Source organism: Janthinobacterium lividum (assembly GCF_011601275.1).
GTDB classification, from domain to species: domain Bacteria; phylum Pseudomonadota; class Gammaproteobacteria; order Burkholderiales; family Burkholderiaceae_D; genus Janthinobacterium; species Janthinobacterium lividum_E.
In genome coordinates, this window is sequence record NZ_JAAOLY010000002.1 from 18,466 (window position 1) to 39,492 (window position 21,027).

Below are 21,027 nucleotides of genomic sequence, written 5' to 3' on the forward strand. Positions count from 1 at the left end.
GACCTACCCGACCTACCCGACCTACCCGATCTATCCCGACCTACGCCACGCCGTCGCTCAACAACCGCCCCACTTCCGCCAGCAATTCCTCCTCCTGGAACGGCTTGCCGAAATACGCATTCACGCCCAGCTCGAACGCGTGCGCGCGGTGCTTGTCGGCGCTGCGCGAGGTGATCATGATGACGGGGATGGCGCGCGTCTTGTCGTCGCTGCGCACATTGCGCGTCAAGTCAAAACCGTCCATGCGCGGCATTTCCACGTCGACCAGCAGCAGGGCCGGCATGGCGGCCGGTTCCAGCGCATGCAGCTGCTCCAGCGCATCAAGACCATCCTTGGCCAGCAGCACCTGGTAGCCTTCGCGCTCGAACAGGCGCTGCATCACGCGGCGCACCGTCAGCGAATCGTCGACCACCATCACGCGCACGGCAGGAGCGGCCAGCGCGCTGGAGGCGGCATGCTGCTCGCTGCTGGCCAGCGCATATTGCGACAGCAATTCCGGGTGATGTTCCAAGTGCTGCGCCAAGGCGACCGGATTGAGGATCAGCACGATGTCGCCCGTGCCCAGCACCGTGGCGCCGGCGATGCCCGGCATGCGCGCCAGTTGCGGGCCCACGTGCTTGACCACGACTTCGCGGTTGCCCACCACGTCATCAACCTGCAAGGCCAGCCTGTCATTGCCATTCCTCAGCAACAGCACGGGCGCATGACGCTGCGTAGCCTGCGCCGCCGGCGTCTCGCCCAGCATCGACGACAGGTGGTGCAGCGCCAGCGACTGCCCGTGCGACTCGATGCGCCCGGCCGCCCGCACCTGCTCCAATTGTTCGCCTTTCAGGTGCAGCACCTGCTCCACCAGCACCGATGGCAAGGCATACGTCTTGCCGTTCGCCGCCAGCAGCACCACTTGCGTGACGGCCAGGGTCAGCGGCAGGTGGATGGTAAAGCGCATGCCCAGGCCTGCCTGCGTCAGCGTTTCCACTCTTCCGCCCAGGGCCAGCGCTTCGGAGCGCACGATGTCCATGCCAAAACCGCGCCCGGCCAGTTCCGTCAGGCTGTCGGCGGTGGAAAAACCGGGCGTGAAAATCAGTTCGGCCGCCTGCGCGTCCGTCAATGGCGCATCCGTCGCCACCAGGCCGGCGCCGTGCGCCTTGGCGCGGATGCGTGCCAGGTCCAGCCCCGCGCCATCGTCGGAAAAGGCGATCGCCACTTCATTGCCCTGCTGGCTGACCTGCACCAGCAGCTCGCCCGTCTCGCTCTTGCCCACTGCCAGGCGCGCGTCGCGCGGCTCGATGCCGTGCACGATGGCGTTGCGCAGCAGGTGCTCGAAGGGTGCCGCCATGCGTTCGAGCACGCTGCGGTCGATTTCCACGCCGCCGCCACGGATGTCGAGGTTAACGCGCTTGTCGACTTCCTTGGCGCTTTGCCGCGCCACGCGGAACAGCCGTTCGGCGGTGCTGGCAAACGGCACCATGCGGATCTGCATCAGGTCGCGCTGCAGCTCGCGCGTCAAGCGTGCCTGCAGCACCAGGTCGTCCGTCACCGCATCGACGCTGTGGCTGAGGTTTTCATGGAACGAGGCCACGTCGTTGACGCTTTCGGCCATCATGCGCGTCAATTCCTGCAGGCGCGTAAAACGGTCGAATTCGAGCGGGTCGAATTCGCGCTCGCTGCCGACGGCCATGCGCGAGGCGATCTGCGATTCGGCCTGCATTTCCACTTCGCGCAGCTGGCGCCGCAAGCGCGCCAGGTTGTCGGAAAACTCGGATAGCGAAGCACCGAGCACACCCACTTCATTTTCCATTTTAGAACGTGTGATCGACACTTCGCCGGCCTGGTTCACCAGGCGGTCGAGGATATCGGCCCGCACGCGCACCAGCGCCGCTTTCGGTTCGGCGGCCGGCGTGTCTTCCATGCCCGGCAAGGGCAGCAAGGGCTGCTGCAATTGCTCGAACAGGTGCAGCGCATGGTCGTAATGGGCCAGCAATTCCTCGAACGCTTGCGGCGTGGCGGTACCCGCATGCAGCATGTTTTCGATATGCGTCTCGATTTCATGCGCATGCTGGCCCAGGCGCATGGCGCCGGCCATGCGCGCGCTGCCCTTGACCGTATGCAGGGTACGCAACAGCATCTGCGCCTGGCCGCTGTCGTGCGGCTGCTGCTGCCAGCTGCGCAGCGCCTCGCCGATCTGCGGCAGCAGGTCGGCGCCCTCTTCCAGGAAGACGGACAAGAGATCGAGGTCGAGTTCATCGCTGATGCCGGCGCTGGCCGCCAGCAGCGCGGCCGCATCGGCCGGCATGATGGCGGGCGCTGGCGCTTCCGGCGCCGCGTGTTCCAGCGGCGGCGCGTGCTCGAAGCCGGCGTCGAACAGGTCGTCGCTGGCGCCGCTGTCCTGCACCGGCGCCGGCACGTCGGCAGCCTCCGGCTGCAGCGCGTCAGCAACGATGCTTGCATACGTCGATTCGAACAGGGTCTCAAGCTGCGGCAACGGGACTTCGGCCAGCGACTCGGCAGGCTGCGCCGGCGCGCCGACGATGCTGGCGTAAGCATCCGCGAACAGGGCGTCAAGGCGGTCTTCCTTGCTCTCGCCGGGCGGCGCCGTCAAGGCGCGCCACAGGGTGTTGAGTGCTTCGATCATGTCCGGCTGCGTTGGCGCCAGGTCGCCCAGCGCGAACGCCTGCAGCATTTGTCCGATGCGCTGCGTGGCCTGCTCCAGCACGTCGTGCTGCTCCGCGCGCAGGCCGGCCAGCGGCGGCACCACCGTTTCAATCACCGTTTCCAGCGCGTGCGCCAAATCGCGCAGGGACTGAAAGCCGACCGTGCCGGACGTCCCGGCCAGGGTATGCACGGCTTGCAGCGCCTCCGCGCTGACGGCGCGCGGTTCATGGCGCCACTCGCCGAAATCGCGCGTGAGCACGCGCAACAGTTCATCCGTCTCGGCCAGGTAGATGTTGTACAAGGGAAGGCTGATGCGCAGTTCGCCCACGTGCTTGAGGTGGTCGTCCGGCGCTTCGTGCAGCGTGGGCGCCGTGGCCAAGGGAAGTCCGATCACATTGCCATTGCCGGCCAAGGGCGCGACCGGGCGCGGCTTGCGCAGTTCGAACGGTCCGCCTTCGCGCACGCGCTCGGCCGCCGCCAGCAGCATGCCGGGCTCGCGCTCGCGCCCCGCGCCGCCTTCCAGTTCAGCCACCCATTCGCTGAGCTGGTACCAGCCGTAATTGAGCAAGGTAAACAGATCGTCGCTGACGGGGCGCGATTCGGCCAGCCAGGTATTCATGACGCGCTCGATGGCGCCGGCCGCTTCGGCAAACTGCGCCAGGCCGATCATGCGGCTGCTGCCCTTCAAGGTGTGGAACGAGCGACGCAGCATTGCCAGGTGGTCGCCGCTGGCGGCCTGCTCGCGCGGCAGGGCCAGGGTGGTGTCGATGAAGGTCAGCACTTCGCGCGCTTCGGCGATGAAAATGTCGAGCATCTCCGCGTCGACATCGGTCACCGCTGGCGCGGCATCCATGCCGGCAGGCGCTGCGGGCGCCAGGGCCTGGTCGAGCAAGGGCACGGGTACGGCGCCGGTGGCGGCGACTTTTTCAAATGGCAGCGCGCGGAAGGTACCGGCGGCCGCATCAAAATGGAAACGCCCGCTGGCCGCCTGCGCGTTGCGGCCCAGCATATCGACAAAAAAGCCCAGCGCGCTGACATTTTGCGCGATCTCGTCGAGCGCCTCGGCGCACCCATCCGCATTGGCGTCGGCACCGGCCAGTTGCCGCACGGCCGCATCGACCTGCAGCACGGCGCCGCGCGCATCTTCCTGTCCCAGTCCAGCCAGCTGCTGCTGCAACTGCTCCAGCACGGGCGCGACGCCGTCGAGCGCCCTCGCCGTCCCCGCACCCGCACCCGCTGCATCCGCGTAATAGGCATTGAGCACCTTTTCCACCTGGCGCAAGCCCGTCTTCATTTCCTCGGCCAGCGCGGCCACCGTCTGGCCCTGTTCGATCTGGCGCGACAGCTCGCCCGCCGTGACGGACGGCGGCGCTTCGCCGGCCAGCAGCGCCTGCAGGCGCGCGGCGATGGTTTCCGCATTGCCGGCGAAATCGTCGGGCAGGCGGCGCAGCTGCTCCAGGCCCGTGTCGGCAAACAGCAGCGCCATGCCGATTTCATTTTCCAGGGCCGCGCTGCGCCCGCTGGTCACGGCTTGCCGCGCCACGGCCGCGCATTCGCGCAGCAGGCTGGCCAGGGCCGGCTGCTTCAAGGTCTCCACATGTACGGCCACCTGTTGCAGCGACGTGTCGAAATCCGTGCCCAGGACTGGATCGAGGTCGGCTTGCGCCAGGCGGCTCCAGCTGGCGCGCGCCTGCGCCAGGGCCGTGCGGGCGCCTTGCAAGGCATCCTGATCGACCTGGCCGTAGCGCCGCGCTTCCACGTCGGCGGGCAGCATGCCTTCCAGGACGAAAGCAGCGCGCAACTGGCGTGCCTCCGGCGTCGGCTCGCGTGCCGCGGCGATGAAGAACAGGGCGTCGCGCAGCATCGCTTCAGGCAGGCTGGCCGTCCCCTGCGCCAGGCGGCGCAACTGCAGGTTGATCAGGCCGAACAACTGCTTGACGTTGAGCGTGCCCATGCCCTCGCCGCTGGCCGCCAACCCGGCAAACGCCTGCATGGCGAACCAGAAGGTGCGCGCAGGCGCTTCCTGCTGCGCGTCGGCCACGAGGGTCAAGGTGGCGTGCAGGTCGCTGGCGTGCTGGCGCCGCGCCGCGTCATCCTGCGCCTTCAGGAAGGGCAGCAGGGATTTTTCAAAGCGCCCGCGCCAGGCCGGATAATCGGCGCTTGGTGGCGATTCCGCCAGCGCGATGGCATGCCCTTCCAGCGTCGACGCTGGCGGAAAAAACAGGTCGGCCGGGTGGATGCGCTCGGCGCCCAGCATGGTTTGCAGGTCGCGGTAATAGGGGAACAAACGCGCCGGCTGCGGCGGCGTGCCGGCCACCAGGTCTTCCAGGTATTCACTCAAGGCCTGATACAGTTCGGCGACGACTTGCGCATGATCCAGCGTGTATTCGAGGCTGCCGTCGCGAAAGCGCGCCAGCGCCTGTTCCGCGGCGTCCGTCAGCAGGCTGGCGCCGGCCACGTCCACCATCACCAGCGCGCCATGCGCCTGGTGCAGGTGCGAGCGCGCATGCTGCAGGGCCGTGGCGCGTTCTTCGCGCTCGCGGCCACCCGCTTCGAACAGGGCTGTTTTCGAGCGGCCCAGCGCTTCGCGGATTTCCACCATCACCCACGACAAAGGCTCGCTGTCGAACGGCTTGGACTGCTGTGGACTATCTGGTGTGCTCATGCATGCCTCGGTAAAGAAATCGCCTGGACTGGCGCGGCGTTCAGGCGGCGACGCGGAAGCGCGACACCGAATTTTTAAGTTCCTGCGCCAGCATCGACAACTTGTGGATCGACTGCGCCGTTTGCTGCGTGCCATCCTGGGTCTGTTCCGTCACGCTCAGGATATGCTGGATATTCAAGGCCACGCCGCTGGCCGAACCGGCCTGCGTGCCGGTGGCGAACGAGATGCCCTGGATCAGTTCCGCCAGATGTTTCGACACCTGGCTGATGTCGTTCAAGGCCGCGCCGGCCGCGTCGGACAGGCGCGCGCCCTCGACCACGCCCTGCGTGGACGTTTCCATCGCCCGCGTCGCATCCTGGGTATCGGCCTGGATGGTACGCACCAGCGCGCCGATCTGCTTGGCGGCGGCGGCCGAGCGTTCGGCCAGGCGCTGCACTTCCTCGGCCACGACGGAAAAGCCGCGCCCCGCCTCGCCCGCCGATGCGGCCTGGATGGCGGCGTTCAGCGCCAGCACGTTGGTCTGCTCGGTGATGTCGGAAATGAGCTCGGTGATTTCGCCGATTTCCTGCGACGATTCGCCCAGGCGCTTGATGCGCTTGGACGTATCCTGGATCTGCTCGCGGATTTCATGCATGCCCTTGATGGCGTTTTCCACCGCCGTCGAACCCTGCTGCGCGGCCGCCACCGACTGGCGCGCCACGTCGGCAGAGACGCTGGCCGACTTCGACACATCGGTAATCGCATTGGCCATCTTGACGACGGTGGCGCTGACGCCCTGGATTTCGCGCGACTGCTGCTGCGACGCGATCAGCAGCTTGCTCGAGATGCTTTGCGCCTGCGTCGAAGCACGGTTGACCTGCTCAGCCGTCGCCGTCACCCGCCCCACCAGGCCGCGCAATTCCTCCACCGTGTAGTTGACGGAATCGGCGATGGCGCCCGTGATGTCTTCCGACACGGTGGCCTGCACCGTCAGGTCGCCGTCGGCGACCTTCTGCAATTCATTCATCAGGCGCAGGATGGCCGCCTGGTTCTGCTCATTCCTGGCCTTCGCCACCTCCTCTTTTTCCTGCGACTGCAAGCGCCGGATTTCCGCTTCCTGGCGCCGCCGCTCGGCGTCGCGCGTGCGGTTGACGGAGTCCTGCAGCAGCACCCTGCCGATGCCGGCCGCCGCGATCAGGGTCAGCAACACGCCGCCGACCATCATCCAGAAGGCGACGCCCAGGGTTTCCTGGTTCGCGTGGTACATCTGCTGCAGCAGGGTCAAGCGCTGGCGCAGGTCTTCGTTTTCATTGAAGATCAGCTGTTCGGCGCTTTTCGCCGAACTGAATTTATCGAGGCGGTCGAGTATCGAGGAGACCAGCTTCTGGTACGTGTCGAAACTGGCTTTCAGCGCCACCATCCGGTCGCGCAGTTCGGCGTCGCGCGTGGGCGCCAGCTGCAGCGACACGCTGCCATTGAGCAGGCCTTCGACGGCGGTGCGGAAATACGTCGTGTCGCGCCCCAGCGAAAACGCCGTTTCCGAGCTGATGCTGCCCGACGACAGGAACTCGCTGGCGCTGCGGCTCATGCGCTGGCTCAGCATCATCAGGCGGCCGATGACGGCCAGGTCGCGCGCATTGCCGCCGCGCTGCACCTTCAGGGCCGCGATTTCCTCGGTCTGCGCCAGCAGCGCCGGCGACAGCGCGTTCAATTGCTGCAAGGTCTTGTCGAATTCGCCCAGCTCCGGCTTCAGGCGCAGAATGGTGCTGGCCGCGCGGTCGCTGCTGGCCCATTTTTTACGCGCGTCCGCCACCGCCGCCAGCAGGGCGGAACGCGACTCGCCGATATCGCGGCCGTGATACGTCCCGCCGCGCAGCATCAGGCGGAAATCCTGGTTCAGTTCATTGCGGCTTTCCTCGAGCTGGCGGAACGCTTCCGGATTGCCTTGCACGGCGTTCGGCGCGGCCTTGCCGATGCGCTGCGAATGCATCAGCGCATCGCTGGCCAGCTGCGTCTGCGCCGAGGCGATATTGCCGCTGCGCGTGTTCAGCCCCACGAACAGCAGGCTGGCGGCCAGGCTCAGGGCCATCACCGTCGACAGGATGCTCAATTGTTTTTGCAGCGGCAAGTGGCCGATCAGCGGCAGCTTCAAGTCGCGGACAGGCGCGCTGGCCAGCGACTTGCGCCGTCCCAGCGCGTCGCGCAGGCGCAGCGGCAGGTCGGCCGCCGATGCCGGCTCCCCGGGCGCGTGCTCCGCTTCGGGCATGCCGGCCGCCAGGATGGGGGAATTGGCGCCCATCAGCACATATCCTTGTGGACGGCAAGGCCGCCAAAGCCGGCATCGAGGAAGCGTTCCGATTGCGCCAGCTGGGCCAGGTCCAGGCGCAGCCACTGCTGCCCTTCGCTGTCGCGCAGCGTTTGCGCCGCCCACGGCGCCGCATCCTGAACGGGCACGGATTGCATCGCGCGCAGCTGGCGCAAGCCCAGCACGCGCTCGACCAGCAGGGCGCAATTGAGGCCCAGGCGGGGAGAAAAGGTGATGATGCGGCAGTGATTGCCGGGCGCGCAGGCCGGTCCGCCCATGTAGCGGGCCAGGTCGACGACTCCCGTCAGGCGTCCGCGCATGGCCGCCAGGCCCAGGTACCAGTCCTGCGCCAGCGGCACGCCCTGTATCTGCACACCGGAGGCAATGACGATTTCACCGAGCTGCGTCAGGTCGAGCAGGCACGGCCGGCCGCCGAGCATCACGCCCAGTTCCTTGCGCGCGGCCAGCGCGCCGCTGCGCGCAGCCTGTATCCGCTCGATCAATTGCAGCTGATACTGGCGCAAGCGCCCCTGCCGCGCGCCCGTCTCGAAAGATGGCATGGCGGCAGCGGCTGGCGCAAAGGCCGCTGTGGACACGCCGTGACCTGGCATCGTGTGCATTCTCAGGAAATCGCGGCGATCTTGGCCAGCAGCTCGGCTTCGACCACCGGCTTGACCAGGTAATCGCGCGCGCCCTGGCGCAAGCCCCAGATGCGGTCCGTTTCCTGGCTCTTGCTCGAGCAGATAATCACCGGCACGTCCTGCAGTTCGGGATCGCGGGCGATGGCGCGCGTGATCTGGAAGCCATTCGCACCGGGCATCACCACGTCCATCAGGATCAGGTCGGGCCTGGCCTGCTTCAGCTGCGCCAATGCGTCGGCGCCGTCCTGCGCCGTGAGAACGGCGTAACCGGCACGCACCAGCATCTCGCTCAGGTAGTAGCGTTCTGTCGGCGAGTCATCGACGATCAGAATTGTGTGTATGGCCATCTGCTTCCTTGCTGCGTTGTCAATCAATAAACCACTTACTCAAAATGCCCGGCCAGGTGCAGCCGCACGGCCTCCAGCAGCGCCTCGCGCCCTAGCGGCTTGACCAGGCAGGCGCTGGCGCCAGCCATCGCGCCGCGCGCACGGTCGAACAAGCCTTCCTTCGACGACAGCATCAGCACCGGCGTGGCGTGATACGCGGCGCTGGCCTTGATCAGCGCACACGTGCGATAACCATCCAGGCGCGGCATCACGATGTCGCACACGATCAGCGCCGGCTGGCAGTCGGCGATCTTGGCCAGGGCCTCGAAGCCGTTTTCCGCCACCACCACGCGATAGCCGGCTTCGCGCAAGACCTTCTCGGCCGCGCTGCGTATCGTCGCACTGTCGTCGATGACGAGTATCGTCACGCCCTCGCAGGCGCCATCGGACGATACCGCGGGCAGGAAAGGACGCGTCATGTGATTATTCGATAATCTTTCATACCATAGCACAGGCGTGCCGCCATTTCATGGGCGGCAGCGGCGTGCTTGCGCATCATGCTTGATTAAATGGCCACCATCTCGAAATCATCCTTGCGCGCGCCGCATTCAGGGCAAGTCCAGTTCATCGGCACATCGGCCCAACGCGTGCCGGGAGCGATGTCTTCGTCGGGCAGGCCGGCCGCTTCATCATAAACCCAGCCGCAAATAAGACACATCCACGTTTGGAATTGCTGCGTTGTTTCGTTGCTACTCACGTTCTGCCACCCTTCAATCAAGTAAAATGCTGAATTAGGTATCTTAATCTACCCGCCGTGCAAAACCAAACTTCTCCCCTCATATTAAGCTTCGGCGTGTCCGATCCGGTCGGCGCGATCGGCATCCAGGCCGACCTGGCCACTTTTTCAGCCTTCGGCTGCCATGGCCTGTCCGTCACCACGGGCCTCTTGATCAGCGATACGGCCCGCGTGGAAGGCGTGCAGGCGGTCGACCCGGACTGGGTTTCCGACCAGGCGCGCGTGCTGCTGGAAGACATGTCCGTGGCCGCCATCAAGATCGGCGCGCTGGGCAGCGTGGAAAACGTCACGGCCATCGCCGAAATCGTCTCCGACTATCCGGACGTGCCGCTGATCCTCGATCCTTTCATTTCGGCGCTGCCGGAACAGGGCATGGACGACGAAGACATCCTCACGGCCGTGCGCCAGCTCCTGATTCCGCAAACGACCCTGCTGGTACTCTCGCCGGTGGAACTGGAGCGCCTGGCCGAAACCTGGCGCGACGCCGACCCGGACGACACCCTGCAAAACGACGTCGACTATCTGGTGGCGCTGGGCTGCGAATACGTGCTCGTCACCGGCATGCCGGCCGATGCCAGCAAGTCCGGCACGGCCGAAGGCAAGTTGCGCGCCAATACCCTGTTCGGAGAAGACGGCGTGGTGCGCCACGACGTATGGCAGCACCTGCCCGGCATCTTCAACGGCGCCGGCAGCACCCTGTCGGCCGCCGCCACCGCTCTGCTGGCCCTGGCGGAAAACGAAGACGATGTGCCGCAGGTGGTCGTGGCGGCGCAGGAATTCACGGCCGGCGCGCTGGCGCACGCGCGGCGCCACGGCATGGGCAAGCTGGTGCCGAACCGGCTGTTCCGGCAACAGCGCCAGCGCGGCGCCCAATAAGACCAGACGACACAGACAACGATCCACTTTCAAGGCACGATTATCATGACGACGACTTCACAGAACGACATCCTGTTTGCCCGCGCACAAAAAACCACGCCAGGCGGCGTCAATTCGCCCGTGCGCGCCTTCCGCTCCGTGGGCGGCACGCCGCGCTTCATCACGCGCGCCGAAGGCCCGTATTTCTGGGACGCGGACGGCAAGCGCTATATCGACTACATCGGTTCCTGGGGCCCGGCCATCGTCGGCCACGCCCATCCGGAAGTGGTGAAAGCCGTGCAGGATGCGGCTGCGCTGGGCCTGTCGTTCGGCGCGCCGACGGAAGGCGAAGTGCTGATGGCCGAGGAAATCACGCGCCTGGTGCCGTCGATCGAGCAGGTACGCCTGGTCTCGTCGGGCACGGAAGCGACCATGAGCGCCCTGCGCCTGGCGCGCGGCGCCACGGGCCGCGACAAGATCGTCAAGTTCGAAGGCTGCTATCACGGCCACGCCGATTCGCTGCTGGTGAAAGCGGGCAGCGGCCTGCTCACCTTCGGCAACCCGACGTCGGCCGGCGTGCCGGAAGACTTCGTGAAACACACCCTGGTGCTCGACTATAACAACGTGGAGCAGCTGAAGGACGCCTTCGACAGCTTCGGCGCGGACATCGCCTGCGTCATCGTCGAACCTGTGGCCGGCAATATGAACCTGGTGAAAGCGACGCCGGAATTCCTGCAGGCGATGCGCGAATTGTGCACGCAGCACGGCGCCCTGCTCATTTTCGATGAAGTCATGTGCGGCTTGCGCGTGGCCCTGGGCGGCGCGCAGGCGCTGTACGGCATCAAGCCCGACCTCACGGCGCTGGGCAAGGTGATCGGCGGCGGCATGCCGGTGGCGGCCTTTGGCGGCAGCGCGGCGCTGATGCACAACATGGCGCCGCTGGGCGCCGTCTACCAGGCCGGCACCTTGTCGGGCAACCCGGTCGCCGTGGCGGCCGGCATGGCCACCTTGAAACTGATCCAGCAGCCCGGCTTCTACGAGCAGCTGGGCGCCACGGCCAAGCGCCTGGCCGAAGGTTTGACAAGCGCGGCAAAGGAAGCGGGCGTGGTCTTCTGCGCCGACTACATCGGCGGCATGTTCGGCATTTATTTCAGCGAAACGCCACCGACCAGCTACGCGGAAATGATGGCTGGCGACCGCAGCAAGTTCAACGCCTTCTTCCACGCCATGCTGGACGAAGGCGTGTACTTCGCGCCCGCCGCCTTCGAAGCGGGCTTCGTCTCGGCGCAGCACGATGACGCCGTCATCGACGCCACCATCGCTGCTGCGCGCAAGGTGTTTGCAAGCCTCGCCTAAACGTTTTATACGGTCGCGGTGTCCATCACCGCGGCCACCAGCGCCGGCAGGCTGGCCATGTCGTTGAACACGACATGCGCGCCGGCCGCCTTCAGGCGCGCTTCCTGGCCGGCGGCGATATGTCCGCCGCCGATGAATCCCAACACCGTCATGCCCGCCGCCACGGCGGCCGTCACGCCCGTGACGCTGTCTTCCAGCACCAGGCACTGACTTGGCGGCACGCCAAAGGCGGCAGCCGCCGCCAGGTAGACGCCCGGATGCGGCTTGGCATGGCCCACCAGGTCCGGCGTGAACACGCGCTTGTCGAACAGCGGCGCCATGCTGGTCCGCTCGAGCGCCGACAGCACGCGCGCGCTGACGCTGTTCGAGGCCACGGCCTTGGGCAGCGGAATGGCGGCCAGCGCCTGCGCCACGCCGGGCACGGCGCGCAATTGCGCATCGCAGGCTGCATCGACGGCGTTGCCGATGGCCATGATCTCGTCGGCCGGCAATTGCGGCAAGCCCAGTTCCTTGTAGATATCCTGCATCAGCGGCACCAGGCGCTGGCCCAGGCGCGGCTCGATCAAGCCTTGCAGGGTGACGCCCTCGGGCAGGTTCTGCAGGCGCGGCCCCAGCAATTCCAGCAGCGCTTGCAGGGCCACGGCTTCGCTGTCGATCAGCACGCCATCGCAGTCGCTGATCAGATGGGTAAAGCGCGGTGGGGTGGTGGCGGTATCAGGCATGGACTCTCCAGAAGACAACGGTGACGGGAAATGCAGCGGCCAGCCGGCCAAGGCCGGCATCGTAACGATCATAGGTGGAACAGGCGGACGCTACTACGCAGAAAACGTCTCGATGACGATACTTTTCTGCACAGCAGGCGGCATGCATGAATCAGCAATTAAACAATACCAATTCAATACCACGCAATACCAGTGATTATCGCCGATTTTTGAAATTGCTGCGCTCGTCCTGAAACCGGAGCGCGCGAGCGCCCTGGCGACAAGCGCTTATTTCAGCCAGCCGCGATGGCGGAAGTACAGGAAAGGCGCGATGGCGCTGGTGATCATCAGGCCCCAGGCCCAAGGATAGCCGAACGACCATTCCAGTTCCGGCATCAGTTTGAAGTTCATGCCGTACACGCTGGCGATCAGGGTCGGCGGCAGGAAGGCCACGCTGGCCACCGAGAAGATCTTGATGATCTTGTTCTGGTTGATGTTGATGAAACCGACGGTGGCATCCATCAGGAAGTTGATCTTGTCGAACAGGAAGGACGTATGGCCGTCCAGCGATTCGATGTCGCGCAAAATCTGCCGCGCTTCCTCGAACTGCTCGGAATTGAGCAAGCGGCCACGCATCAGAAAGCTCACGGCGCGGCGCGTATCCATCATGTTGCGGCGGATACGGCCGTTCAAATCTTCCTCGTGGGCAATCGCGTTCAGCGCTTCGGCCGCGTGCGCGTCGGTAAATTCCTTTTGCAGCACGCGCGTGCTGACTTCTTCCAGATTCTGGTAGATGCCTTCAAGCACGTCGGCCGAATATTCGGCATCGGTGGCGTACAGGTCGAGCAGCACGTCCATGTAGTCGGCAATCGAGCCGGGCCGCGAACGGGCGCGCATGCGCACCAGGCGGAACACGGGCAAGTCGTCCGTATGCATGGAAAACAAAATCTTGCGGGCCAGGATGAAGGCCACGGTGATGACGCGCGACGGACCGTCGTCCTCTTCGCGCAAGAAATCCGTGCGCAGGTGCAAGTCGCCGTTTTCCGCTTCGTAATAGCGGGCCGACGCTTCAATATCCTTGACTTCGTCTTCGCCCGGCAGGGTGACGTTGTAGATGGCCTTGACCCAGGCCCGTTCATCATCGGTAGGGTCGGTCAGGTCGACCCATACCGGTTCGGCGTTTTCGAGGTCTGCGCGGCTGTCGATCGGCACCTGGTTGAGCCGGCCATTCTGTAATACAAAGACATTGATCATGCGCGCTCTCAGCCGGATGTGGGGTTATCGTGATGTGCTGGCGCTGGCGCCAAAAATGAAAACAGCGCAAGTGTACCCGCAAAGGCCTTTTCACGACCACCCCCGGCACCGCTTTTTCACGGAAAAAGTGCGGCGTTGCACCAACCGGGGTCGATTAAGATGCTGCGTCGCAATAGTGCCAATCAGGCAGCTTTGATTTTATGCAAAGAAAGCCCGCTGCCATCAAGGCAATTCCGCCGCCCCCATGCGGCGCAGGATGACGCCCGTGCGCCGGTTCAGGTAGCCCGTATCGCGGTGACGGTCGTAAAAGCGGGGATTCGGCAGCATCACGGCCAGTTTCGCCGCCTGTCCCGCGCTCAGGCCCGCCGCGCTGACCCGGTAATAGTGGCGCGCTGCCGCTTCGGCGCCAAAGGTGCCCGTGCCAAACTCCACCACGTTCAGATAAATTTCGAAAATGCGCTCCTTTTCCATCAGGTTTTCCAGCATATACGTGATGATCAGTTCCTGGCCCTTGCGCACATAGCTGCGCGAACCGGACAGGAACAGATTCTTCGCCAGCTGCTGCGTGATGGTGGAGCCACCGGCCACGACCTTTTGCTTCTTGCTGTTTTTTTCATACGCCTTTTGCAAGGCTTCCCAGTCCACGCCTTCGTGCTCGGAAAAATTCGCGTCTTCCGAGGCGATGATGGCCCGTTTGAGATTGTTCGAGATGCGGTTGTACGGCACCCACGTCTGCTTGATCGTGGCATTAGGATTCTTGTCCTGCAAGACAGACAACTGTTCCCGCATGAAGGCCGTGCTGGACGGGTTATGGTCGACCCACCACCAGATTTGCAGGAAGAAGTACAGTTGCACGACGATAAAGGTCAGCACGGGGACGATGAACAGCCACTTGATCCAGCCGTAGCGGCTGCCACGGCCGGTCTTGCGCTGGCCCTTCTTGCCGGCGCTCACAGGGCACTGCGCAGCTGCGCCAGCAAGTCCTGCGTCTGCGGCCGCACGCCGCGCCACACGTAGAACGCTTCGGCCGCCTGCTCCACCAGCATGCCCAGGCCGTCGCGCACCTGCGCGCCATGCTGCGCAGCAAAGTCCATGAAGACGGTGGGCTGAGCGCCATACATCATGTCCAGCGCCAGGGTATGGCTACCGAAGATACCGGGCGGCACGGGCGGCAAGTCGCCCGCCAGGCTGGCCGAGGTGGCATTGATGACGATATCGAAGACGCCATCGGGCTGCGTGAAACCGCCGGCACGCAGCTGAGCGGGGTGCGCCAGCGCATCGGCAAATTGCGCCACCAGCGCCTCGGCCGTGGCCACGGTGCGGTTGGCAATGAAGATTTCCTGCGGTCCCTGTTCCAGCAAGGGCAGCACGACGCCGCGCGCGGCGCCGCCCGCGCCCAGCAGCAGGACGCGCTTGCCGGCGACACTCATGCCCGCGTTGCGCACGATGTCGGCCACCAGGCCCGCGCCATCGGTATTGTCGCCAAGAATGGTGTCGCCATCGAAACGCAGGGTATTGACGGCGCCGGCGGCCCTAGCCCGCGGCGTCAGCTCGGTCGCCAGCGCGCATGCGTCCAGTTTGAAAGGCACCGTCACGTTTGCGCCCTTGCCGCCCTCGGCAGCAAACGTGCGGGCCGCCAGCGCAAAGCCGTCGAGCGGCGCCAGCCGGCGATCGTAGACGATGGGCTCGCCCGTCTGCAAGGCAAACGCGGCATGGATCAATGGGGACTTGCTGTGGGCGATGGGATTGCCGAAGACGCAATATTGATCAGGATTCATTACTTGTTTGTTCAATTGCTGCCGCCAGTCAGGTTAGCTTCCATTTTTTCTTCGCGCGTAAATTTGAAGCGGGTGATGACGACCCACAAGTCATCCTTGTCGCTCGACAACATATTCGGTGGGAAACGGCCAAACGGCGCCGCGCGGCGCACGATGGCCAGGGCCGCCGCATCCAGTGCCGGGTTACCCGAGCTTTTTTCCACGCGGGCGCCACCTTCCTTCTGGTAAATCGTGCCGTCCTGGAAGATAGGGATATAGACGACCAGTTCGCCATACATCTTGCGGCCATTTTTTTGCGGGAAATTCAGGGTGCCGATTTCCTCGATGCGCTTTTGCAGGGTCTTGTAATACATGGCATAGCCAACCTCTTGCGTGCTGGGCGTAATGAACGTCTTGCGCGGACGCTTGTTCTGGTCTTCCACGGTCTGGCTGATCTCGGCCGCCATGCGGGCGATGGCCTTGCTGCTTTCCATCAAGTCCGAGCCGGTGGCCAGGGGATTGGGCTTGTCCTTTTCCGTGACGGGCGCGGCGCTGTAAGGCGTCGGCCTGGCCGCCTGCGTCAGCAGTTCCTGCTGCTTTTGCTCCAGTTCGGCGATGCGGCGGGCGCTGGCCTTAACGCTCTCGCCCTCTTCCACCTTGCGCATGTCAGGCAAGGGCGACTTGGCGCGGCCCTTGTCGGCTTGCCCACCGCCATCGAGGTTGGCTTGCGCCAGAGCATCGGCCTTCAGCGGCTTGTTCGCATGCTTGGCGTTGACCAGTATCACTTCCAGGCCGGGATCGGTGGCCACGGCCCGCTGCGGCGCCGGGGCGACAAAATGCATCGCCAGCAAGGCGCCGTGCGCCAGCAGCGATACCGCCACGGCGATCATGAGGAAACGATTCTCTCGGAAAGACTTCACGCGCAACCTAGTTCCTTACAAGCACAAGATACAAGATGGCTGAATTCTACGTCAAAGGGCGGCGCCGGCAACAGTTTTCAGCACCGCCTTTGTGGCGTGACGACGGCCTTATTTGACCTCGGGTTCGCTGACCACGTCTTCGCTGGCCAGTTCCGCCACTTCCGCATCGGCGTCGCTGACCTGGTTCGCCGCTTCCGGCGATGGCTCGGCCGCCACGTCGCCTTCTTCCGCGCCTGCGTCGCCCGCCTCTTCCTCGTAGTCCAGCTCGGCATCGGCCGCCGCATCGGGCACGGCGGCGATTTCCAGCAAGCGTGCTTCGATGCTCAGGTCAACTTCATCCCAGCGCAGCAAGTCCAGTTTCACCTGGGCGCCGCGCGCCACCGATGGCATGCCCGGCAGCTTGATGACCAGCGGAATGTCGACCAGGCGCAAGATCTCGTCTTTCAGCACGACGGCGTCGACCTGGCGCGCGTTTTCCTGGTGCAGCCAGCGCAAGCACCAGTAGCGTTCCATGTTCGACTGGAAATCGCCATACGCGGCATACGCGGCGTCAAACGCCGAAACGATGGCGAACAGATTCGCATCGCGCGGCTTGAACGGGGCCACCAGCGGCGCCGTCACGCCATGCTCGGCGCAGGCGATGATTTGCCACTGGTTCACCAGGTCCGTATAGCGGCGCAGGGGCGAAGTGCTCCACGCATATTGGTCCACGCCCAAGCCCTGGTGCGGCGCCGCATGGGTCACCATGCGCACCTGCATCTTTGCCGCCCAGCTATTGCCGCTGCCGCCGCCCTGGCTGCGGTAAATGCCCGGCACGCCATGGTCGTGCAGCATCTTGCCCCAGGTGCTGTTGGCAAAAATCATCAGTTCGGCGACGATCTTGTCGAGCGGCGCGCCACGCTTGCGGCGCGCCACAGTGACGATGTCATTTTCCACATAGAAGTTGAAATCGACGCGGTTATTCTGTTCCGGCTTCAGGCCAAACGCTTCGCGCTTCTTCATGCGACCCTGTTCCAGCTGCTGCGCCCATTGCCACAACACGGCAAAATCGGCCTTGTGCGGATACTCGCCTTCGCCGCTGGCCAGGGTTTCCTCGTTGACCAGGTCGTCGAGCTGGTTATGGCGCAAGTTGCTGGCAATCGGCACCAGTTCGGCGCGCGTCTGCGTGCTGACCACGGCCCAGTCGGCTTTCGGGTCCAGGGTCGCGTACAGCGACAGGGCCGGGCACGTCGTGCCTTCCGCCAAGGTAAACGCGTTGACGATTTCGTCCGGCAGCATGGTGATCTTGTCGCCCGGCATGTAGACGGTCGACATGCGCTGGCGCGCCATCTTGTCGATCACGTCTTCCGGACGGATGCCCAGGCCCGGCGCGGCGATGTGGATACCCACTTTCACGGTGCCATCGGGCAAGGGCTGCACGGAGAAGGCATCGTCGATCTCGGTCGTGGTCACGTCGTCGATCGAGAAGGCGGCCACGTCGGCCAGCGGCAGCTTGGCCGTCACGGACGGCACGGGCACGCTCGGGAAACCGGCGCCTTTCGGGAAATTTTCAAACAGGAACTTCGACAGGTGCAAGTCTTTCGGCGAAGCAATACCACCGACGGCCAGCATCAGCCGCGGCGGCGTCGTGTGCAACTCCGTGCACGCCGCTTCCAGCGCCTTGTATTCGATGGTGTTCTTGTCCGGCTTGAACAGCAGTTGCAGCACCATGGGCTGCATCGAGGCGGGCAAGCGGTTCTGTTTCAGCTCTTCCACATAGCCTGCCTGCACCAGCGCCTGCTGTTTTTTCTTTTCGATGCCGGCCAGGGCCGCCTTCAAGGACGCTTCCGGCGCCGCCTTGTAGCGGCCACGGCCCTTCTTGTAGAAATACACGGGCGCCGAATGCAGGGCCAGGATCAGGCCGGCCGCTTCCGGCGGCAACGGTGCATGGCCGAAATACTCGGCGCCCAGCTCGGCAAAGCCGAACTCGTCTTCGCCCGCCACTTCCCACAGAAAGTCGAGATCGATCTCGGCGGCAACGGACTTGGCCTGTTCCAGCAGCTCGGCCGGGGCCGGCTTTTCATACTGCAACAGCACGTCCTTGACCTTGACCTTGGTGCGCTTGCCGCTGGCCATTTCGACCTGGTACGCTTCACCCGCTTGCGACAGGACCGTGCCGACCTTGAAATCGCCGGATTCTTCAAAAAATAGATTCATTGTTATGCTTTGTTTATTAATGTGTCGGTTGCAACGGTGCGAGTGACGGGCGTCAACTCCAGCACCGCCGGCAAAAATACTTCAGTTACCAGCAGCAATCCCTGGTGACGCTGATACAGGCAGCGGCGGGCAAAAAACAGCGCCTGCCCGTCGGCGCGCCGCCCTTCCCGCGCCAGCGCCGCCTGCGCCCGCTGCACCAGCGGGTGCCCGGCGCGCAAGCGGGCAAATTCCAGTTCGCCGCGGCGCACCATGCGGTCGCCAAACAGGGTCGTGCCCAGCGAACGCTCGCCCAGCGCGGAAAACAAGGGCCAGTCCGTGGCCGTTGCCTGCATGGGCACGACGGTATGGCCAAACACGGCCGGCCTGTCATCACAACGCAACAGCACTTCGCGTTCCCACACCCGGCCCGCACGGTGCAAACCGATGATGGCGGCTTCGTCGCTCAGGCAACGTGCCGTTTCCTGATGCAAACATTGCACGCGAAACGCCTGGCTATGGGCTTTCAGCTTGGCCGTCAGCGAACCGCCGCCCGTCAGCCAGTGGCGCAAGGCCGGCGGCGCATTGACGGCGTTCACGTGCGCATGCCATTGCGCCTGTCGCAGCGAACCCGGCCTCACTGGGCAGCGTCCGCATCGATGCCGCAAAAGGCCAGCACGGGCGCCAGGTAGTCGGCAAATTCGCTGATGCCATGGTCGCTGCCGTCGATGACCAGTTGCCGCGCCCCCTGATAATGCGCCACCATGTCGCGGTAGTCGAGCACTTCATCGCCCGTGGCGGCGATCAGGAAATAGCGTTGCGGCTGAGTAATTTTCTCTACGGCAAACATGCGCAGCTCGTCGATGTACTCGCGCTTGAACTCGAATGGCTTGTCCGAATGGAATTCCGTCGTCACGCCCACATGCTGTTCCAAGTCGATCAGGGGCACGATGGCAGGGTTCAGCAATACGGCGCGGCAACCAAGCTGCTCCGCCAGCCAGGTGGCGTAATAGCCGCCCAGCGAGGAGCCGATAATCGTCAGGTCAGCCGGCGCCACATCCTTGACCAGCGACAAAGCCAGCTCGATCGCCAGCTTGGGCGAAGCGGGCAATTGCGGGCACAGCCACTGTGCTTCGCGGCCCAGCGCCTGCATCTGCGCGGCCAGCAGGCGCGACTTCATCGACAGGGGCGACGAGCGAAATCCATGCAGGTACAGAATCATCGGCCCAGGGCCTCCAGCAATTTCTGGTGCACGCCGCCAAAGCCGCCGTTGCTCATGACCACGATCTGGTCGCCGGGACGGGCGCTGGCCGCCACGGCCGCCACCAGGATATCGATGTCTTCGTAGGCGCTGGCAATCTTGCCTAGCGGCGCCAGCGCGTCGCCCAGGCTCCAGCCCAGCGCTTGCTGGCTGCCGAAACCGAAAACCAGGTCCGCATCCTTGAGGCTGCCCGGCAGCGCATCTTTCATGGCGCCCAGCTTCATCGTGTTCGAACGCGGTTCCAGCACTGCCAAGATGCGGGTGCCGCTGCCTACCTTCTGGCGCAGGCCGCCCACGGTGGTGGCTATGGCTGTCGGGTGGTGCGCGAAATCGTCGTACACGGTGATGTCGTTGACGACGCCGCGCACTTCCATACGGCGCTTGACGCTCTCGAACGTGGTCAGCGAGGCGCACGCCTGGGCTATCGGTACGCCCACGTGGCGCGCGGCGGCGATGGCCGCCAGCGCATTGCTGCGGTTGTGCTTGCCCGTGAGCGCCCAAGCCACGTGGCCTTCCTGCTTGCCATTGAAGAACACGTCGAAGCTGCCATCGGCCTGCTCTTGCAGTTGCCAGTTAGCATCTTGACCAAAACTTTCCTTTTCACTCCAGCAACCGCGCGCCAGCACGCGCTGCAGCGATGCCTCGTCGCCATTGAACACGAGGCGGCCGATGCCGGGCACGGTGCGCACCAGATGGTGAAATTGCGTCTCGATCGCGTGCAGATCGGGGAAGATGTCGGCGTGATCATATTCCAGGTTATTCATGATGGCCGTCTTCGCGTGGTAATGCACGAACTTGCTGCGCTTGTCGAAGAAGGCCGTGTCGTATTCATCAGCTTCGATGACAAAGAAGTCCGACTCGGCGCTCTTGCCGTCGATTGTGCCGCTGAGGCGGGCGGAAATGCCAAAGTTCATCGGCACGCCGCCGATCAGGAAGCCCGGCGCGTAGCCCGCGTCTTCGAGTATCCAGGCCAGCATGGCCGACGTGGTCGTCTTGCCATGCGTGCCGGCCACGGCCAGTACCCACTTGTTGCGCAAGATGTGTTCGCCGATCCATTGCGGACCGGACACGTACGGCAGGCTGCGGTTGAGGATTTCTTCCACCAACGGGTTGCCGCGCGAGACCACATTGCCAATCACATACAAATCCGGGTTCAACTTGGTTTGTTCCGGATCGAAGCCCTGGATCAGTTCGATTCCCTGCGATTCCAGCTGGGTGCTCATCGGCGGATACACGTTGGCATCGCAACCGGTGACTTTATGACCGGCTTCCTTGGCCAGGACAGCCAGGCCGCCCATGAAGGTACCGCAAATGCCGAGAATATGAATATGCATGTGATCAGTGCGAAAGGCGCACGCTTAAGTAAGTAAGACGGTGAGATAAAAAA

At 64.4% G+C, this 21,027-nt stretch carries 18 protein-coding genes; 3 read left to right on the plus strand and 15 right to left on the minus strand.

Annotated elements, in window-relative coordinates; translation table 11 throughout:
- Positions 1 to 40: 40 nt before the first annotated feature.
- The 6 genes from GYK42_RS02875 to GYK42_RS02900 all read right to left on the minus strand — a co-directional run bounded on the left by GYK42_RS02875 (position 41) and on the right by GYK42_RS02900 (position 9,286).
- Positions 41 to 5,317, minus strand: coding sequence for a hybrid sensor histidine kinase/response regulator (locus tag GYK42_RS02875; protein ID WP_166446271.1), 5,277 nt, complete (start codon positions 5,315 to 5,317; stop codon positions 41 to 43).
- 40 nt (positions 5,318 to 5,357) lie between these two features.
- Entirely contained in the window at positions 5,358 to 7,595 is a 2,238-nt protein-coding gene (locus tag GYK42_RS02880; RefSeq protein ID WP_166446272.1) for a methyl-accepting chemotaxis protein, read from the minus strand.
- Positions 7,595 to 8,197 carry a chemotaxis protein CheW gene (locus GYK42_RS02885; RefSeq protein ID WP_346768049.1) on the minus strand — a complete coding sequence of 201 codons (603 nt, stop codon included), beginning with the start codon at positions 8,195 to 8,197 and terminating at the stop codon, positions 7,595 to 7,597. Before GYK42_RS02885 ends, GYK42_RS02880 begins: the two co-directional genes overlap by 1 nt.
- A 26-nt stretch (positions 8,198 to 8,223) precedes the next feature.
- Positions 8,224 to 8,589 carry a response regulator gene (locus GYK42_RS02890; RefSeq protein ID WP_034780235.1) on the minus strand — a complete coding sequence of 122 codons (366 nt, stop codon included), beginning with the start codon at positions 8,587 to 8,589 and terminating at the stop codon, positions 8,224 to 8,226.
- Positions 8,590 to 8,624: 35 nt separating this feature from the next.
- A complete protein-coding gene (locus tag GYK42_RS02895) occupies positions 8,625 to 9,047 on the minus strand; it encodes a response regulator (protein WP_166446274.1) in 423 nt (140 codons plus the stop codon).
- A gap of 86 nt (positions 9,048 to 9,133) precedes the next feature.
- Positions 9,134 to 9,286 (minus strand): rubredoxin, encoded by a 153-nt coding sequence (locus tag GYK42_RS02900; RefSeq protein WP_038488910.1) that lies wholly within the window; start codon positions 9,284 to 9,286, stop codon positions 9,134 to 9,136.
- Between the two features lie 96 nt (positions 9,287 to 9,382).
- Between GYK42_RS02900 and thiD the strand changes: the two genes are divergently transcribed.
- On the plus strand, positions 9,383 to 10,240 hold the full coding sequence (gene thiD / locus GYK42_RS02905; protein WP_166446275.1) for a hydroxymethylpyrimidine/phosphomethylpyrimidine kinase: 858 nt from the start codon (positions 9,383 to 9,385) through the stop codon (positions 10,238 to 10,240).
- 45 nt (positions 10,241 to 10,285) lie between these two features.
- Positions 10,286 to 11,575 (plus strand): glutamate-1-semialdehyde 2,1-aminomutase, encoded by a 1,290-nt coding sequence (gene hemL / locus GYK42_RS02910; protein ID WP_166446276.1) that lies wholly within the window; start codon positions 10,286 to 10,288, stop codon positions 11,573 to 11,575.
- A gap of 5 nt (positions 11,576 to 11,580) precedes the next feature.
- Here the strand turns inward: hemL and GYK42_RS02915 are convergent, their stop codons facing one another.
- Positions 11,581 to 12,297: an HAD family hydrolase gene (locus GYK42_RS02915; protein WP_166446277.1), complete on the minus strand. Its 717-nt coding sequence runs from the start codon at positions 12,295 to 12,297 to the stop codon at positions 11,581 to 11,583.
- On the opposite strand from GYK42_RS02915, the gene GYK42_RS02920 reads away from it, so the two are divergent.
- Complete coding sequence (locus GYK42_RS02920; RefSeq protein ID WP_166446278.1) at positions 12,296 to 12,493, plus strand: hypothetical protein; 198 nt, start codon at positions 12,296 to 12,298, stop codon at positions 12,491 to 12,493. The genes GYK42_RS02915 and GYK42_RS02920 overlap by 2 nt on opposite strands.
- 71 nt (positions 12,494 to 12,564) lie before the next feature.
- Here GYK42_RS02920 and corA read toward each other — a convergent pair whose 3' ends face one another.
- From corA to mpl, 8 genes are all read right to left on the minus strand, one after another.
- Complete coding sequence (gene corA, locus GYK42_RS02925) at positions 12,565 to 13,530, minus strand: magnesium/cobalt transporter CorA (protein WP_034746658.1); 966 nt, start codon at positions 13,528 to 13,530, stop codon at positions 12,565 to 12,567.
- 222 nt (positions 13,531 to 13,752) lie between these two features.
- Entirely contained in the window at positions 13,753 to 14,484 is a 732-nt protein-coding gene (gene mtgA, locus GYK42_RS02930; RefSeq protein WP_166446279.1) for a monofunctional biosynthetic peptidoglycan transglycosylase, read from the minus strand.
- Positions 14,481 to 15,308 carry a shikimate dehydrogenase gene (gene aroE, locus GYK42_RS02935; RefSeq protein WP_166446280.1) on the minus strand — a complete coding sequence of 276 codons (828 nt, stop codon included), beginning with the start codon at positions 15,306 to 15,308 and terminating at the stop codon, positions 14,481 to 14,483. The genes mtgA and aroE overlap by 4 nt, the downstream gene beginning before the upstream one ends.
- An 11-nt stretch (positions 15,309 to 15,319) precedes the next feature.
- Positions 15,320 to 16,177, minus strand: a complete 858-nt coding sequence (locus GYK42_RS02940) for an energy transducer TonB family protein (RefSeq protein WP_166446602.1) — start codon at positions 16,175 to 16,177, stop codon at positions 15,320 to 15,322.
- Positions 16,178 to 16,315: 138 nt separating this feature from the next.
- Positions 16,316 to 18,403, minus strand: a complete 2,088-nt coding sequence (locus GYK42_RS02945) for a ribonuclease catalytic domain-containing protein (protein ID WP_166446281.1) — start codon at positions 18,401 to 18,403, stop codon at positions 16,316 to 16,318.
- A 2-nt stretch (positions 18,404 to 18,405) separates the two neighbouring features.
- On the minus strand, positions 18,406 to 19,020 hold the full coding sequence (locus tag GYK42_RS02950) for a chorismate lyase (protein ID WP_166446282.1): 615 nt from the start codon (positions 19,018 to 19,020) through the stop codon (positions 18,406 to 18,408).
- Positions 19,017 to 19,601 (minus strand): YqiA/YcfP family alpha/beta fold hydrolase, encoded by a 585-nt coding sequence (locus tag GYK42_RS02955; RefSeq protein ID WP_166446283.1) that lies wholly within the window; start codon positions 19,599 to 19,601, stop codon positions 19,017 to 19,019. The genes GYK42_RS02950 and GYK42_RS02955 overlap by 4 nt, the downstream gene beginning before the upstream one ends.
- A complete protein-coding gene (gene mpl / locus GYK42_RS02960) occupies positions 19,598 to 20,974 on the minus strand; it encodes a UDP-N-acetylmuramate:L-alanyl-gamma-D-glutamyl-meso-diaminopimelate ligase (RefSeq protein WP_166446284.1) in 1,377 nt (458 codons plus the stop codon). Before mpl ends, GYK42_RS02955 begins: the two co-directional genes overlap by 4 nt.
- Positions 20,975 to 21,027: the final 53 nt, after the last annotated feature.

Excerpts from the sequence above, each read along its gene's own strand:
- GYK42_RS02955 (WP_166446283.1), bottom strand. The coding sequence starts at position 19,601 with ATGATTCTGTACCTGCATGGATTTCGCTCGTCGCCCCTGTCGATGAAG.
- GYK42_RS02920 (WP_166446278.1), top strand. The coding sequence starts at position 12,296 with ATGGACTCTCCAGAAGACAACGGTGACGGGAAATGCAGCGGCCAGCCG.
- hemL (WP_166446276.1), top strand. The coding sequence starts at position 10,286 with ATGACGACGACTTCACAGAACGACATCCTGTTTGCCCGCGCACAAAAA.
- aroE (WP_166446280.1), bottom strand. The coding sequence starts at position 15,308 with ATGAATCCTGATCAATATTGCGTCTTCGGCAATCCCATCGCCCACAGC.
- GYK42_RS02875 (WP_166446271.1), bottom strand. The coding sequence starts at position 5,317 with ATGAGCACACCAGATAGTCCACAGCAGTCCAAGCCGTTCGACAGCGAG.
- GYK42_RS02890 (WP_034780235.1), bottom strand. The coding sequence starts at position 8,589 with ATGGCCATACACACAATTCTGATCGTCGATGACTCGCCGACAGAACGC.
- GYK42_RS02895 (WP_166446274.1), bottom strand. The coding sequence starts at position 9,047 with ATGACGCGTCCTTTCCTGCCCGCGGTATCGTCCGATGGCGCCTGCGAG.
- GYK42_RS02880 (WP_166446272.1), bottom strand. The coding sequence starts at position 7,595 with ATGGGCGCCAATTCCCCCATCCTGGCGGCCGGCATGCCCGAAGCGGAG.
- GYK42_RS02915 (WP_166446277.1), bottom strand. The coding sequence starts at position 12,297 with ATGCCTGATACCGCCACCACCCCACCGCGCTTTACCCATCTGATCAGC.
- corA (WP_034746658.1), bottom strand. The coding sequence starts at position 13,530 with ATGATCAATGTCTTTGTATTACAGAATGGCCGGCTCAACCAGGTGCCG.
- mpl (WP_166446284.1), bottom strand. The coding sequence starts at position 20,974 with ATGCATATTCATATTCTCGGCATTTGCGGTACCTTCATGGGCGGCCTG.
- GYK42_RS02945 (WP_166446281.1), bottom strand. The coding sequence starts at position 18,403 with ATGAATCTATTTTTTGAAGAATCCGGCGATTTCAAGGTCGGCACGGTC.
- GYK42_RS02940 (WP_166446602.1), bottom strand. The coding sequence starts at position 16,177 with ATGATCGCCGTGGCGGTATCGCTGCTGGCGCACGGCGCCTTGCTGGCG.
- GYK42_RS02900 (WP_038488910.1), bottom strand. The coding sequence starts at position 9,286 with ATGTGTCTTATTTGCGGCTGGGTTTATGATGAAGCGGCCGGCCTGCCC.